14 protein-coding genes are annotated in these 15,088 nt (G+C 47.5%); 6 read left to right on the forward strand and 8 right to left on the reverse strand.

The features are described from left to right. Positions 1-148: 148 nt before the first annotated feature. The 4 genes from IE163_RS14890 to IE163_RS14905 all read left to right on the forward strand — a co-directional run bounded on the left by IE163_RS14890 (position 149) and on the right by IE163_RS14905 (position 3,893). Positions 149-1,762 carry an NAD(P)/FAD-dependent oxidoreductase gene (locus tag IE163_RS14890; protein ID WP_189433788.1) on the forward strand — a complete coding sequence of 538 codons (1,614 nt, stop codon included), beginning with the start codon at positions 149-151 and terminating at the stop codon, positions 1,760-1,762. Positions 1,763-2,052: 290 nt separating this feature from the next. Next, on the forward strand, positions 2,053-2,364 hold the full coding sequence (locus IE163_RS14895) for a hypothetical protein (RefSeq protein WP_189433789.1): 312 nt from the start codon (positions 2,053-2,055) through the stop codon (positions 2,362-2,364). Between the two features lie 76 nt (positions 2,365-2,440). Further along, a complete protein-coding gene (locus tag IE163_RS14900) occupies positions 2,441-3,001 on the forward strand; it encodes a CBS domain-containing protein (RefSeq protein WP_189433790.1) in 561 nt (186 codons plus the stop codon). 97 nt (positions 3,002-3,098) lie between these two features. Next, positions 3,099-3,893, forward strand: coding sequence for a CLCA_X family protein (locus IE163_RS14905; protein ID WP_189433791.1), 795 nt, complete (start codon positions 3,099-3,101; stop codon positions 3,891-3,893). Here IE163_RS14905 and IE163_RS14910 read toward each other — a convergent pair. From IE163_RS14910 to IE163_RS14920, 3 genes are all read right to left on the reverse strand, one after another. Next, a complete protein-coding gene (locus IE163_RS14910) occupies positions 3,890-5,200 on the reverse strand; it encodes a GGDEF domain-containing protein (RefSeq protein ID WP_189433792.1) in 1,311 nt (436 codons plus the stop codon). The genes IE163_RS14905 and IE163_RS14910 overlap by 4 nt on opposite strands. A 140-nt stretch (positions 5,201-5,340) precedes the next feature. Further along, the gene (locus IE163_RS14915) at positions 5,341-6,894 is read right to left on the reverse strand and encodes a GMC family oxidoreductase (protein ID WP_189433793.1); all 1,554 of its coding nucleotides are present in this window, start codon (positions 6,892-6,894) and stop codon (positions 5,341-5,343) included. Beyond that, the gene (locus IE163_RS14920) at positions 6,891-7,382 is read right to left on the reverse strand and encodes a hypothetical protein (RefSeq protein WP_189433794.1); all 492 of its coding nucleotides are present in this window, start codon (positions 7,380-7,382) and stop codon (positions 6,891-6,893) included. The genes IE163_RS14915 and IE163_RS14920 overlap by 4 nt, the downstream gene beginning before the upstream one ends. Before the next feature lie 52 nt (positions 7,383-7,434). Between IE163_RS14920 and IE163_RS14925 the strand changes: the two genes are divergently transcribed. Beyond that, positions 7,435-8,442: a hydrolase gene (locus IE163_RS14925; RefSeq protein WP_189433795.1), complete on the forward strand. Its 1,008-nt coding sequence runs from the start codon at positions 7,435-7,437 to the stop codon at positions 8,440-8,442. A 225-nt stretch (positions 8,443-8,667) separates the two neighbouring features. Further along, positions 8,668-9,456 carry a UDP-2,3-diacylglucosamine diphosphatase gene (locus IE163_RS14930; protein WP_189433796.1) on the forward strand — a complete coding sequence of 263 codons (789 nt, stop codon included), beginning with the start codon at positions 8,668-8,670 and terminating at the stop codon, positions 9,454-9,456. Between the two features lie 121 nt (positions 9,457-9,577). On the opposite strand, the gene IE163_RS14935 is transcribed toward IE163_RS14930, so the two are convergent. From IE163_RS14935 to pckA, 5 genes are all read right to left on the reverse strand, one after another. Then, a complete protein-coding gene (locus IE163_RS14935; protein ID WP_189433797.1) occupies positions 9,578-11,314 on the reverse strand; it encodes a flotillin family protein in 1,737 nt (578 codons plus the stop codon). 42 nt (positions 11,315-11,356) lie between these two features. Next, positions 11,357-12,031 (reverse strand): YqiJ family protein, encoded by a 675-nt coding sequence (locus IE163_RS14940; RefSeq protein ID WP_189433798.1) that lies wholly within the window; start codon positions 12,029-12,031, stop codon positions 11,357-11,359. Then, entirely contained in the window at positions 12,031-12,702 is a 672-nt protein-coding gene (locus tag IE163_RS14945) for a PspA/IM30 family protein (RefSeq protein ID WP_189433799.1), read from the reverse strand. The genes IE163_RS14940 and IE163_RS14945 overlap by 1 nt, the downstream gene beginning before the upstream one ends. Further along, entirely contained in the window at positions 12,702-13,202 is a 501-nt protein-coding gene (locus IE163_RS14950) for a hypothetical protein (protein ID WP_189433800.1), read from the reverse strand. The genes IE163_RS14945 and IE163_RS14950 overlap by 1 nt, the downstream gene beginning before the upstream one ends. A gap of 205 nt (positions 13,203-13,407) precedes the next feature. Beyond that, positions 13,408-15,006, reverse strand: a complete 1,599-nt coding sequence (gene pckA, locus IE163_RS14955) for a phosphoenolpyruvate carboxykinase (ATP) (protein ID WP_189433801.1) — start codon at positions 15,004-15,006, stop codon at positions 13,408-13,410. Between the last annotated feature and the right edge of the window lie 82 nt (positions 15,007-15,088).

The following is a 15,088-nucleotide window of genomic DNA, read 5'->3' on the forward strand; positions in this document are numbered from 1 at the left end:
CAGCATACGATCATACTGCAGCCGTAACGAAAAACAACAGAGAATCGCAAGCGACTGCGGACAGCAGCAGTAAGATCACGTAAAATACGGCTTCTTGCCGGACTTACCGGCCTGGCTCTTGCGCTAAATATCACTGGATTATCTTGTTATGCTACGTTTAACCGAAATTAAATTACCTTTACATCATCAGGATGAAATGGCCGAACTTAAAGCCATTATTTTGGCCAAGTTAGCCATTACTGAAGGTGATTTACACCATTTTACCGTGTTTAAACGCGGCATTGATGCCCGCAAGAAGTCTGATATTCAGCTAATTTATACGCTTGATTTGGACGTAGCCAACGAGCAACAACTGTTACAACAGTTTGCTAAAGATCCGCATGTTAGTCCGTCACCCGACACACGCTACAAATTTGTCGCTCAGGCACCAGCCACCTTAACCGAGCGGCCAGTAGTGGTAGGCTTGGGGCCCTGTGGTTTATTTGCCGGCTTACTGTTAGCTCAGATGGGCTTTAAACCCATTATCCTGGAGCGAGGCAAAGCGGTGCGAGAGCGCACCAAAGATACTTTTGGTTTCTGGCGTGGACAAGAACTCAATACCGAGTCAAATGTACAATATGGTGAAGGCGGTGCCGGCACTTTTTCTGATGGTAAATTGTACAGCCAAATTAAAGACCCCAAACACTATGGCCGCAAAGTATTAACCGAATTTGTGACTGCAGGCGCGCCGGAAGAGATTATGTACGTGAGCAAACCGCATATCGGCACCTTTAAATTGGTCTCTATGGTCGAAAAAATGCGGGCAAATATTATTGCTTTGGGCGGAGAAATTCGTTTTAGCAGTCGGGTCGATCATATCCATATTGAAGATAAGCAACTAACCGGTATTACGCTGAACAACGGCGAGCGGCTTAACTGTCGGCATTTAGTTCTGGCAGTTGGTCATAGCGCCCGCGATACTTTTCAAATGCTGTATGACGCGGGTGTCTATATCGAGGCAAAACCTTTTTCTGTGGGTTTTCGGATCGAGCATGAACAGTCAATGATTGATAGCTGCCGCTGGGGACCCAATGCCGGAAATCCAATCTTGGGTGCCGCAGACTACAAACTGGTGCACCACTGTAAAAATGGTCGTACTGTTTATAGTTTCTGTATGTGCCCGGGGGGCACCGTTGTCGCTGCAGCTTCCGAAACCGGCGGTGTGGTTACTAACGGTATGAGTCAGTATTCACGACATGAACGTAACGCCAATAGCGCTATCGTGGTAGGTATTCACCCAGAGCAGGATTATCCGGGGCACCCGCTGGCGGGTATTGAGCTGCAACGGAAATTGGAGCAAGCCGCCTTTCACTTAGGTGGTGCTGATTATCATGCGCCAGCGCAACTGATAGGTGATTTTCTAAAAGGCTCATCCTCTGCCGACCTGGGTGCAGTGCAACCTTCTTATACCCCAGGCATTAAACTTACCGATTTATCGGCTTTATTACCTGACTATGCTACAGCAGCTATCCGTGAAGCCATACCCGCATTCGAAAAACAAATTCGCGGTTTTGCCAAAGCCGATGGCCTGCTCACAGCAGTTGAAACCCGCACCTCTTCGCCCATTTGCATTAAGCGCGGTGCAGATTTGCAAAGTCTGAATGTCAAGGGCTTGTATCCAGCGGGTGAAGGCGCGGGGTATGCTGGCGGTATTTTGTCTGCCGCTATCGATGGTATCCGCGTGGCAGAGGCATTAGCGCTACAGATGCTGCAACAACCTTAAGGCCGGATTGAACATAGAGTCTATTTCCTACTTTCGCAACAGCCAGCGCCAGCGCGCTTGGCTGTCAGCGCCACCATAGCCACTCGAACGGAGAGGGCATTTTTAAATCCTAATTTATTTGCTTACCTAAAATAGAACACCAGCACAACTGCTTGTTGAAAAGCATGATCTTCGGTATATACCCAATTATTCACGACCAACGTTTAGATTTTTCTTTGCTGCCCCTTGTAGTTTTGCATCGGAGTAGTCATTATTGATATAGATCAATTTTAAAGCTGCAGATAATACAGATGCGATTGTTTAACCTGTTCATAGCGCTACTTTACCTGAGTCTGTTGGTAACAACAGACACGGGCAATGCGCATGATCAACGGTTATCACCGCTGGCTGATAACCAGTTTCAAGCAGTCCATTATCAACAAAACTCTGGTAATCACTCGGTCAGTGCGGCAGATCAGGAGCCGGATGAGCCCGATAGCACTTCCCCAGTAATACTGCTACTTAGCTTTGTTAAAGCTGAGACAAGCATCAATACCTATACTTCCCCCTGGTTAGCCTTTAGCAGTAGCCCCGATACCGCCCGAGCCCCACCCATCGTCTAATCACACACCTTGTTATAAAACCTTAAGATGTTTAATGGCGCGGCCTCTGCGCGCCCTCTATTGTGTGGATTTGATCATGAAAAAATTAGCCTTATTTAATCTGGATGCCGTAGACCAGTTAATACAACCTACGGATTTCGCTGAAACAACTCTAAATACCCCAGCGTTAAGCGTCTTTACTGACTTCAAACAAAGCCAGCCGACTATTATTGAAGGTAATACCTCGGCAGCCAGCGCGCTTGAAATGATGCAACAAGAGCATTGCCAATTAAAACTGGTGGTTGATGCTGAGGAAGAGATGACAGGGTTAATTCATATCGAACAACTGTCTGAGCAAGCCATTATGCGCCAGGTGATCCAAGGCGCGGATCGGCATGAGATTAAAGTACGTGATCTGATGCGGCCTCGCGACAGTGTTAAAGCCTTAGCCTATCAGCAACTACAAAACTGCACCATCGCCGATATCATTAACACTCTGCAATCTAGCGGCGAGCAGTACTGCTTGGTGGTCGACCGAGACAATCACCAGATCCGTGGCCTTATCCATGCACAGGACTTAGCCAGACGGTTACGGATGCCTTTAGCCATCCGGCAACAACCAACCTTTTTGCGTATTTTTGATAGCTTAACGGCGTAAAGCTTACCAGTCAGGTCTGCGGGCTGTCGTGTTACTCCGAGCAGGATGGCCCGCTTTTTTGTTGCAGTAAGGCTGTAGCAATCGCTACTATAGCGCCATGCCGCACACTCCTCGCATTCAACGTCAGTTTTACCGCAATGGTCCACCGCATCGCGGCGGTGCCGATGTCAGCTTTGCCGATCTGGTCACTATCTTTGGTTTTAATAGCATCCATATTGGCCGTTGGGTAACTGCTGCTGAGCAGCAACTTGCTGCCAATTTGTTTTTTGATGCCTTTGCCGATTTACAACAGATTTTACAGGTACCTGCTGAGGTTATTTCGTTAAGAGGCTCCCTGGCACTCACCTTTGGCATTGGCGGTCAACCCGGTGTTTGTGCTTATTATCAGCCGAAAGGCCGCATACTGGCCTTGGCTAAAAATGCAGGAGCAGGCAGTTTGGCGCACGAGTGGTGGCATGCTTTTGATCATTATATCGCCGCAAAAATGTACACTACAATCGCTCCGACAGGAACCTTTGCCAGCCGTTTATGGCTAAACAATACACCAGTAAAGCCACATCCATTAAATCTACTACTCGATAGTACTTTCAGCACGCTATTACTCGCTACAGATCAACAAACTCCCAGCCCCTTTTTCCTGCACTGCCAGAAATTAGACGAAGCAGCCAAGCGACTTTATCTAGCGTTACCGGAAGAAATGTCAGCCAGAGCTTTTGAAAAAGTGATTCAAAACCAACCGTTAAAAAATCATTTTCTAGTTGCTGGGACTCTAGCCAGTAACGCCGCAAAACTGGGCATCTATCCAGACATGAATACAACAATGAAACTCAGTGAATTGTGGTTACACTATTTTTCTGTCTTAGGGCAGCGGATAAAAAACAACCATAGCTAACGTAACACACAACAATTACCCCCCTGCTGTTTTGCCTGATACATAGCCTGGTCAGCCAGCGCTAATAGCTGCTCGGCGGTTTCGCCTTGTTCTGGGTAAAGTGCTATACCGATACTAGGGGTTATGCTAATCACATGAGAACCTAGGATAAAGGGGCGACTCAATTCAAGCCGAATAGTCTCAGTTTTTGCCAGAACTGCGGCGGCGGAGGTGACGTCACTAAACAGCACGACAAACTCATCCCCACCAAAACGGGACACCGTATCATTCTTACGCAAACTTTGTTGTAAGCGTAAAGCAACTTGCTGCAATAAAGCATCACCAATGGCATGACCAAACACATCGTTTACCGGCTTAAAGCCATCTAAATCCAGATAGCAAATCGCAAGACGAGTACTATTACGCTGCGCATTGGCTAAGCCCTGGCGGCAACGATCGTAAAAAAGCTCGCGTTTGGGGAGCTGCGTCAGGTCATCATATAAAGCATAATGATGTAAACGCGCCAACAGCTCTTTGCGCTCGATAGCAGTAGCAATATGTTGCGCAACAAACTCCAGCAATTCGGCATCGTCGTTTCCGACGACGGCCAACGGTTCAGGCGTTTTTACAATCAACGCGCCTAGTAACTTCTCTGGAGACTTTAAAGTAACACCCAACCAAGCACTTTGCTGATTAATACACTGCACTACTGAAGGCAAACCATTACTATCTGCTGCAAGTAGGCGAACATAACAATCCTCCGCAAGCACACTTTCTAGACCAAAGCCTCCTGCGATATATTGATAAGCCAAAGTTAGGGTATCCGCAGCAGTTAGGCGGGCAATTACGAAACCATCGATTGGGATAAGTTGTTGTACTATCTCCTGCAAGTGATAATACAGCGCAGGCAAGTTCTCTGCAGCAAAGGCGGCTTCCGAGATAGCATATAACGCACGTTGCCGGGTTTCAGCTTGTTTTAGCTTACTAATATCACGGGCAACAGCTACACGTTGTTGTTTGTCGGCAGACCAGCGCGCGGACCAGAGTAAATGCACAATCTGCCCATCTTTACGTATATAACGATTTTCAAAATCCAGCCTGATCTGGCCGGTATTGATGGCACTGGCAGCTTCGAGCGTTTTAGCACGATCGGCTGGGTGAACAAAACTTAACATGCTTTTACCAAGCATTTCTGCTGCCGGATAACCAAAGATCCGCTCTGCACCACTACTCAAAAATTCAAAACGACCCTCCCTGTCAACTGCGCAAACCGCATCCAACAGCAGATCAACATAGTCTCCCAACGCATTACACAAGGGTGCAGGCATGACAACTCTCTTTGCAAACACAGATGCAACTAAGCCTACCATTAAAATAGTACATTTTGATTATTAATACATAGCACAGAGCTGGATTTAACATTTGCTCTTATCAGAATAGGTAGCAAACTGCGCCAGCAACCTTAGCTCTAGCGATGAAGCTCTGCCAACAAACGCTGACTATTACGCCAAATTAAGCCGTAAATAGTTAACTGTGGGTTAGCTCCCAAGCTGCTTGGCAATACAGAGCCATCAAATACCGATAAATTCTCTAACTGAAAATGTCTGCCCTCCTGGTTTACAACACCGCGCTGGGCCGAAGCGCTCATATTACAGCCCCCCATCACATGCGCAGATACCACCGTTTGTTGCAACGGTGCCATGGGTAAGTTAGCGATAGCCGCTTTAGCTTGAGACCAGTTGCGATAAGCCTCTGCCTGATGATTAATCGGTAAAACCTGCAAAGCACCGGCGGCAAACTGCAACTCGGCCATCGATAAGAGCGCCCGGCGCATCCCTTGCCATAAATAATCAGTCAACGGATAGTCCAATACCGGTTGTCCGGCACTATCCAGCTGCACTGCGCCACCCTGACTTTGCGGATGAAAGCCATCGCGGAGCAAGGCTATCGTTACCTGCAATTGGTTAAACTGCTGCATTAAGACCGCATGCTGCTCGGCCATGCCGGTTAATTTGGTGGCCATTAATACCGGATGATTTGGTGGCACTTCCAGTTTATAACCTGCCTGGCTACTATCGGCAGGCCAGACAAACTGATCAGAGTAAATCGATTGCGGCGCCCCACTGTGGCCATTAATCTGCTCAGCGAAAACGGCACCGGAAATGACTGTGGGATGCAGGTAAGTGTGTTTACCTAAACGGCCGGAAGGATTAGGCACCTTAGAGCGTAGTAACAACGCAGGAGAGCCAATGGCTCCGGCTGCAACAATATAGTGCCTAGCCGTCACGGTTAACTTGATATCGGTTCTAGGCTGAAAATACTGATCCACCGGCACTGCTTCCAAACCAATAACCTTATCGTGCTGCCAAAGTATGCGCCGCACGGAAATACGTGAGATTAAGGTCGCGCCCAGACGCATTGCCTCTGGAATGGTGCTAACCAGCATCGACTGCTTAGCATTAATCGGGCAGCCCATGCCACAATACCCCAGGTTGGCACAGCCATTTACATTGCGATTAATCACCGTATATTCCCAGCCCAAAGCTTCACAACCTTGCTGTAATTTCGCATTATTGGCATTTGGCGGTACTGGCCAGGGGTGAATATTGAGCCGTTGCTCGGCTAATTCAAAGTAAGGCTTAAGGCTCTCAGCGCTAAAATCAAGTCCGAATTCACTCTGCCAATAAGCTAAGGTCGGCTGCGGAGTGCGAATAGAGGTGGTCCAGTTTACCGTGGTAGAACCACCAACAGTACGCCCCTGCAAAATGCTAATGGCTTGATCGCGGGTTTTGCGGGCCGCCCCTTCCTGATATAGCTGCGGATAAGCCCAGCGTTCTTCCATCACAAAATGTTCACGCTGATACCAGGCCCCCTCTTCCAGCAATAGCACCTTTAAACCTGCTTTCGCACAGAGTTCGGCAGCAATACCGCCACCCGCTCCGGAGCCAATAATAACCACATCCACTGCAAAGTGTTGATCGCTTAGTAAGGTACTGGCATCGATATGACTGGGTATGTTCATCGAAACCTCGGCGCGGTATAAGCAAGATTTTGCCAATGTTCAGGCTGCCCATAATAAGCGCCATACAATAGCTCACGTAAACCATGATAAGCCTGTTGTAATACCGTTAAATAACTGTCGCGCCAACTTTGCATCAGCGCCAGCCGTTCGCTAGCGCTAAGCATAGCTAAGGTCTGCCAATAACCGGTTAACCCCAACCGGCTGAAGCGGTGTGCCAGTAAGTTAAACAACTGATCCAGCTGTTGTTGCTGGCGTAAGGGTAAGAAGGACATAAAATCGATCACCGCTTGCTCTGTGCGTTGTAAAGCGGTGATAGCAGCTTGCTCATCTTGTGGTAAGGCACCATATAATAAGGCAGGTAAAATGGCTGCCAGCACCAGGCTTCTGTTATCGGGCTGTGGACTCAGGCTATAATGCCACACCTTAATGCCTAAAGCGGCACTCCCGGCTAGTGCTAACCCCGCTATGAGAAATTGACGTCTGTGCATAACAGTCCAGTTTTAAAAACCTTTAACCCATTCTTTATCAGGACGGTGATTTTTGCAAGCAGACCTCAGACCAGCTAACACCACGCAACACTTTTACGCTCCCTGGTGGCTGCGCAATGCGCATTTACAAACTATCTTTGCCAAATACCTCAGCCCAAAGCACAAATTAGTCACTGAAGCAGAAATTTTTACCCTGCGCGACGGCGATCACCTGCAACTGAACTGGAGTGAAAAGCTAGCCAAGACCGAACAGCGCCCCTTGGTCATTTTACTGCACGGCCTGGCTGGTGACATTAATAGCCATTATATTCAGGGGCTAATGGCAGCGTTAAAACAACAGGGCTTACCCTGTGTTCTGATGCATTTTCGTGGCTGTAATGGCCAACCCAATAAGTTAGCCCGCGCTTATCATAGTGGTGATACCGCTGATCTGGCAGAAGTGATTGGCATGTTACAGCAGCGCTTCCCCAAGATGCCTCTTAGTGCGGTTGGCTTCTCGCTGGGAGCGAATGTATTGGTAAAATACTGCGGTGAACAAGCAGAACAAAACCCTCTTAGGGCCGCCGTTGCGGTTTGCCCGCCTTTATCTTTGGCCGCTTGCGCCAAGCGCATTAATCAGGGTAGTAGTAAAATATACCAAAGCTATCTACTAAAACGGTTAAAGGCCGCTACTTTACAAAAATTAGCCAGCCATCCCAAGTTTCCACTGCCGCTGACGCCAGAGCAGATCCAAGGTATGCGCAGTATTGAAGAATTTGATGAACATTACACCGCGCCAATCCACGGTTTTTTCAATGCCAAAGAGTATTACCAGCGCGCCAGTGGCATGGCATTTTTAAAGCAGATCCACATTCCTACGCTGATTATTCATGCTAAAGATGATCCCTTTTTAACGGATGCTGTGATTCCACAAGCAAATGAGCTTAGCCCTTTTATCGACTATCAACTTTGCCAAAACGGTGGCCATGTTGGCTTTGTTAACGGCAGGCACCCGCTAAAACCACAGTTTTGGCTAAACACCCGTATCCCGGCATTTTTACTTTCACATTTGCCGCAATAACTGCAAACGCAGTGAAACCAAACAATCCCTTGGGGCAAAGCTTAAGCCTGCATAATGGTTTATACCCAAGTCACTTCAATATGCGCGTTTCAGAACCTTGAAGTCACTTGGGTATATTCGGGTATATAACAAAACTTGGTCAATAAAACGTCAACTAGTTGTCATACAATGGTCATATCCAAAGCACAAGCTTAGCCTTGCTTGAATCAGCCAAGGGACAATAACATGCTAAGCTGCCGCACTATCTTTATTTCCGATGTTCATCTGGGCTGTAAAGACTGTCAGGCTGAGTATCTGCTCAGCTTTTTACAACAAAACCAGGCTGAGACAATTTATCTACTCGGTGATATTGTTGATCTTTGGGCCATGCAAAAGCAGGTACATTGGCCGGCAGCACAAAATAAAGTCTTGCAATGCTTACTTCAAAAAGCCGAGCAAGGTAGTGAAATTATTTATATCCCTGGTAATCATGATGAAGCAATGCGCTTATATAAAGGCAAAAGCTTTGGCAATATCAAGATAGCGCTGCGCGCTAGTCATACCACAGCACAAGGCAAAACCTTACTGCTATTACATGGCGACGAATTTGATAAAGAAGTCAGTTTTGGCCGTTTTCAAAGCTGGCTGGGTGATAACCTCTATGATTTGCTGCTCTTTCTCAATCGCTGGTATAACCGTGGCCGTCGTTTAATGGGTGGCCGCTATTTTAGTCTGGCCGCCTATATCAAAAGCCGAGTCCCTGGCGCGCTGAAAGCCATTGCACGCTATCGGCAAGCTGCGATTAATAAGGCAAAAAGAGGCGGCTATGATGGTGTGGTGTGTGGTCATATTCACCATCCTGAGCTGGTCATTGAAGAGGGTATTATTTACTGTAACGATGGTGACTGGATTGATAGCTGTACCGCTCTGGTGGAACAACACGACGGTAGTTTAACCTTGCTGCATTGGGCGGAGCAACAACAACACCTGGCAGCGCTACCTGTACAGGCTGTAAAAAGTAATAAGGCAGCGTAAGCTGCCTTATATCAATAACCACTATCCCGTTTTCAGCAAGTAGGGCAGTCGCCCTCTACTATTGCAACTGCCGTCGAACGCTAAGGTCCTGCTTTGCTGAAACGGATTTGTCTTCGCCAGATCACAGCGGTTTTTTGACCGCATCGGCAATACCATTAATATCACCGGCTTTTAAGCCAATTTCAGATAATAGTGAATCTAAGATTGGGGCTTGCGCCCGGTAACGTAAGGCACTATTAACGACCTGATCAGCCAATGAGCCATTGCCTTCAGTGCTTTCACTACCGCCAGCACCGCCGGCTCCTGCACCGCCCATACCATTGACCTGCAGGATCTTAATATCACTAATCTGCTCCATTGGTTTAACACTTTGCGCAATAATCTCGGGTAAATTCTCAATCAGCGCTAAGCGTACCTGCATGGCAATTTGCTCTGCTGACAGCATATTAGCCGCAGCGTTAATCGCTTTCTTACCTTCAGCTTCTACTTCATAGGAACGCGCCTTAGCATCTGCCAGCAGTAATTCGGCATCCGCCTTACCCTTGGCGGATAAACGCACTTTGTCAGCTTCACCCTGAGCTGCAACCCGCATGGCTTCGGCCTGATCTTCCGCCGCCTTTTTCTCAGCTTCTGCCGAGACTACTAACTGAATGGCTTCTTTTTCGGCTAATTGCCGTGCCATAATCAATTCCACCTGCTTAGCCCGCTCTGCTTGCTCGGTTTGCCGCACGGTTAATACGCCCTCTTCTTGTCTTACTGCCAGGGCGCGAGCTTTATCTGCTTCAGCTTTGGCTTCAGATTCCGAGCGGGACTTTTCAGCAACTGCAATGGCTTTTTCCTGCGAGGCCAACTCGATAGCTTTTTGTCGCTCAATTTCTGCCTGCTCTACCGCGCGCTGCTTGGCGATTTCCATTTCCCGTACCGCACGTTCTTTTTGAATGGTCTCATTGTCGATATCGCGCTCTGAATTAATGCGCTTCAGATCAATCTCACGCTGTGCGGCAATCTGAGCTTCTTCTGCTTCACGCTTTTTCTCAGCTTGCTCGCGAGCGATTTCCGCCATTTGTGATGCCCGGCGAATAGAAACTTCACGCTCTTGCTCTAACTTCGCGTATTCTTCTTCGCGCGATATTTGCAGCTTAGCGCGCTCTGCTTCCAGGTTTTTGGTTTTAATGGCTAAGTCGGTTTCCTGCTCAATATCGTTGCGGATCTTCCGGCGTGATTCAATCGCCTGGGTAAGCTTGGTTAAACCTTCAGCATCAAACGCATTTTGTGGATTAAAATGCTCAAAGGCAGTTTGGTCTAAACCCGTTAAAGATACCGACTCTAACTCCAGACCATTCTTTAACAGATCTTCAGATACCACATGTTGCACTTTTTGCACAAAGTCAACGCGCTTTTCGTGCAGCTCTTCCATCGCCATCTCGGCAGCAACAGAGCGGAGCGCATCAACAAACTTACCTTCTACCAGCTCTTTTAACTCCTGCGGGTTCATGGTTTTTAAACCCAAGGTTTGCGCGGCATTGGCAATAGCATCCACGGTCGGTTTAACCCGTACATAAAACTCAGCAGTTACGTCTGCCCGCATCCGATCTCGAGTGATCAATGCTTGTTCAGCCGCCCGGCGAACTTCTAAACGTAACGTATTCATATTTACCGGAATAATTTCATGTAGTACCGGTAACACTATGGCTCCGCCGTTCATAATCACTTTTTCGCCGCGAAAGCCGGTACGTACAAAAGAAATCTCTTTGGTTGCTCTTTTATACAGTCGGGCCAAAATCATCCCAAGAATGATCAGGGCAACCAGCACAGCGCCAGCAATAATAAAAATATGTGAAAAATTCTCTAATTGCATACTATCTCCTTTTATGTGGTTACTTTCCGTTGCGCAGACAGCTTATTTGTCTGTTTCACTTAAATGTGGATTATCGTTTTTAATTGCTTTGTAAATTGCCCCCTGTCGGGTCAATAAGAGGACTTCGGTGCCTTGCTCAAATGTTTCTAAAGCGTTGTCGGGTTCTACCTGCACATAGTGCTGGTAGCCATGTTGATCCTTTACTCTGGCTTCTGCTGCATATTGATGTTTAGCGGTGCCCAAGGTAATCACGGCGATACGGCCTAGCAGGCTATCACTCGTTACTGCCGTGGTTTCATCACGCGGCATGATGCGTTGTAATACGCCGCCACCCAGCCGCACCGCAGGCAAACTCAGCACGAACACGGCAGGTACCGCTAACCAAGCCGGCGCCATTACCCCTAATACCGATTGCAACATGCTCTGTAGTATCAGACCTAACAAGCCAAAGCTGAGTAAGAACACCACCAACAGCATTAGCAGAGGCACTTCGCCAATGCGCAGCCAGCCAAAAAACCGGCTTAGCGCACTGTCAGCATCCAATTGCCCTACTTCAGTATGCGGGCTGAGCTCGACTTCCGGTAAGACCCCATCAAATGATGACGTCATACTGCCACCGAAAACAAGCGCTACCAGCTCTAACACACCGAGCAACAGCATTAGCAACAAGGCGATACTGAATACCAGATTTTCGCTGGCAAGCAACAATTCCAACATTAGGCTTTGCCTGCTTTTAAGGCCGCTAAGCGCTCAGACACCCGGTTTTTTCTGCTCAACTCTTCCAGCTCGGCCAGCTTACCAGCATTGCCTAAAGCGGTATCCCGCCCGGCAATACCCGAGTTACGTTCCAGGATCCGACCAAACGCATCTGCCGCCCGTTCAGCTTTTTGCTCGGCAGAGTCTTTACGCCCTGTAGCTGCTTCACTACCTGCAGTGGCTTTGGCTTGCTGCGCGGCTACAAAAGCTTGTAACTCAGCACGCATTTCGCGTTTCTTTGCCTGCAATGCCTGAATAAAGCCTTCCAACTCTTTTTCACGTGCGGCGCAATCTGCTATTGAAGCTTCCAGTACCGGAATACGTGCTTCGATATCCATTTGCTCAGCTATACCCGCTTCGGCGAGATCGTCCCGACCATTGGCTACAGCAATCTGTAATTGTTCAGATAAGGCTTCATAACGGCTGTTTTCTTCCATCAGCTTTTTGCTAGCAAGATGTTTTTGCGCCACCTGTTGACCTAACTCGGTACGGGTATCGGCAATAGCGGTGTCTAACTCACGGATGGCTTGCTCCATCACGGTTTCTGGCGCGCTATTTTCTACCGCATCCACTAAGGCATTCACGCTGCCACTGACTAACCGGGCGACCCGGCGGGTAATACTTTCACTCATCACTGTGCTCCTTGTACTGCCAGACGATGCTGAGTAATTAACTCAGCAAGTTTAAAAAGGCCATCGTGCTCTGCCGTGCTTTGCGGCTGAGTTACCGCCAAGGGCAAAAGTGATGACACTATATTTAACACTTGTTGCGTAACTTGTTGCTCTGCTTGTTGTAACTCACGAATATTCAGGCCATTACTGCGAGCGCCTAAGGTTTGTAGTAACGCCAAAAGCTCTGGTAAACCAGACAGTAAACGGTTAACCGTATCGGTTCTAATCTGTAGCTGTTGTTGCCGGACCAATAGCGGCCGGCTAAGCTGTTTGCACCACTCGTCCATTTGCGCCAGATTCCCGGCAAAGTCATCATAACTGGCATAGCGGCTGCGGGTTTCAGCCAGTAAGGCACGTAACTTGTCTGAGGGAGTATGGGCGCCTTCATAAGCAAGTGTGCTAATAAACTCGGCATCTTCTACACTAATTCTGGCACTAAAGGGTACCGTTTTGTTGGTCATAGCTTGGCCTTTTTTTAAACAGTGCTGCTATTTCCATCAGTGTATGCAACTGAATTCAGTTGTCAACATCAAGAAACATAAAAATACAAAAAAATTACTTTTGCCAAGTTACTGGACGGGTATCTCCGCTGTTTTTCTGAAAAATCACCTTTTTTAAGGCGAAAAAAAACCCTGCAGTGCAGGGTTTTAGCTTTAGGCTTTAGCGTTACAACTGCGGACCAGCAGCAACTAAGGCTTTACCTTCATCGTTATCAGTAAACTTAACAAAGTTATCTACGAAACGTTTTGCCAAATCTTTAGCCTTAACTTCCCAGTCTGCAGTATTGGCATAGGTTGCCCGCGGATCCAGGATGCCATCTTCTACATCATGCAGATGTGTTGGAATAGCCAGATTGAAATACGGCAGTTGCACAAACTCGGCATTTTCGATGCTGCCATCTAGGATAGCATCGATAATGGCACGGGTGGCCTTGATTGAAATTCGCTTGCCGGTACCATTCCAGCCAGTATTGACCAGATAGGCTTCTGCACCAGACGCTTCCATCCGCTTACCTAATACTTCTGCATATTTGGTTGGATGCAGGCTTAAGAAAGCGGCACCAAAACAACTAGAGAAAGTAGGAGTAGGCTCGGTAATACCACGCTCAGTGCCTGCTAACTTGGCGGTGAAACCTGACAGGAAGTGATATTTGGCCTGATCTTTAGTTAACTTCGATACCGGTGGTAATACGCCAAAAGCATCAGCGGTTAAGAAAATAACTTTCTTAGCATGGCCGGCTTTAGATACTGGCGTCACAATATTATCGATATGGTAGATAGGATATGAAACGCGAGTATTTTCCGTTTTCGAACCATCGTTAAAATCAATGGTACCATCGGCAGCAACACTGACGTTTTCTAACAACGCATCGCGACGGATCGCATTGTAGATATCTGGCTCGTTTTCTTTCGACAAATTAATAGTTTTAGCATAACAACCGCCTTCAAAATTAAAGACGCCGTCATCATCCCAGCCATGTTCATCATCACCAATTAACTGGCGCTTAGGATCGGTGGATAAGGTGGTTTTACCTGTACCAGACAAACCAAAGAACACCGCCACATCACCGTCCTGACCTACGTTGGCAGAACAGTGCATTGACGCAATGCCTTGTAATGGTAAAAAGTAGTTCATCATCGAGAACATACCTTTTTTCATCTCACCGCCGTACCAGGTACCACCAATTAACTGAATACGCTCAGTTAAATTAAAGGCAACAAAGTTTTCAGAGTTAAGACCATGCTTTTGCCAATCTGGGTTAGTGCACTTAGCACCGTTCATCACGATAAAATCCGGCTTATAGCTTTTCAGCTCTTCGTCCGTTGGTCGGATAAACATATTTTTTACGAAGTGTGCCTGCCACGCTACCTCAGTGATAAAACGCACAGCTAGGCGCGTATCGGCATTGGCACCGCAATAGGTATCTACTACAAACAAACGCTTGCCCGATAACTGTTTTGTGACCAATGCTTTTAGATCAGTCCACACTTCAGTACTGATCGGCTTATTGTCATTTTTGCCCTGATCTGACCACCACACGGTATCGCGGGTGGTGTCATCACGTACAATATACTTATCTTTTGGCGAACGGCCGGTAAAGATCCCAGTATCAACTGAAACCGCGCCGAGTTCCGTCAGTTTACCTTGTTCATACCCTGCTAAATCACTGCGCGTTTCTTCAGCAAACAGCAAATCATATGATGGGTTGTAGATGACTTCCGTGACATTCGTGATGCCATATTGGCCCAAATCCAGATCGGACATGTGTAGACTCCTAAGGGTACTGTAGGTAAGGGGCAGTCTCTAGCGGACTTAATTAATTTGTTGCTCTTTGAGCAGAAGGCTG

The sequence above is a fragment of the Alishewanella longhuensis genome (assembly GCF_014653435.1).
Classification (GTDB): Bacteria; Pseudomonadota; Gammaproteobacteria; order Enterobacterales; family Alteromonadaceae; genus Alishewanella; species Alishewanella longhuensis.

What these genes read in the sequence shown, in the direction of transcription:
- IE163_RS14890 (WP_189433788.1), top strand. Translation starts at nt 149, where the DNA reads ATGCTACGTTTAACCGAAATTAAATTACCTTTACATCATCAGGATGAA.
- IE163_RS14895 (WP_189433789.1), top strand. Translation starts at nt 2,053, where the DNA reads ATGCGATTGTTTAACCTGTTCATAGCGCTACTTTACCTGAGTCTGTTG.
- IE163_RS14900 (WP_189433790.1), top strand. Translation starts at nt 2,441, where the DNA reads ATGAAAAAATTAGCCTTATTTAATCTGGATGCCGTAGACCAGTTAATA.
- IE163_RS14905 (WP_189433791.1), top strand. Translation starts at nt 3,099, where the DNA reads ATGCCGCACACTCCTCGCATTCAACGTCAGTTTTACCGCAATGGTCCA.
- IE163_RS14910 (WP_189433792.1), bottom strand. Translation starts at nt 5,200, where the DNA reads ATGCCTGCACCCTTGTGTAATGCGTTGGGAGACTATGTTGATCTGCTG.
- IE163_RS14915 (WP_189433793.1), bottom strand. Translation starts at nt 6,894, where the DNA reads ATGAACATACCCAGTCATATCGATGCCAGTACCTTACTAAGCGATCAA.
- IE163_RS14920 (WP_189433794.1), bottom strand. Translation starts at nt 7,382, where the DNA reads ATGCACAGACGTCAATTTCTCATAGCGGGGTTAGCACTAGCCGGGAGT.
- IE163_RS14930 (WP_189433796.1), top strand. Translation starts at nt 8,668, where the DNA reads ATGCTAAGCTGCCGCACTATCTTTATTTCCGATGTTCATCTGGGCTGT.
- IE163_RS14935 (WP_189433797.1), bottom strand. Translation starts at nt 11,314, where the DNA reads ATGCAATTAGAGAATTTTTCACATATTTTTATTATTGCTGGCGCTGTG.
- IE163_RS14940 (WP_189433798.1), bottom strand. Translation starts at nt 12,031, where the DNA reads ATGTTGGAATTGTTGCTTGCCAGCGAAAATCTGGTATTCAGTATCGCC.
- IE163_RS14945 (WP_189433799.1), bottom strand. Translation starts at nt 12,702, where the DNA reads ATGAGTGAAAGTATTACCCGCCGGGTCGCCCGGTTAGTCAGTGGCAGC.
- IE163_RS14950 (WP_189433800.1), bottom strand. Translation starts at nt 13,202, where the DNA reads ATGACCAACAAAACGGTACCCTTTAGTGCCAGAATTAGTGTAGAAGAT.
- pckA (WP_189433801.1), bottom strand. Translation starts at nt 15,006, where the DNA reads ATGTCCGATCTGGATTTGGGCCAATATGGCATCACGAATGTCACGGAA.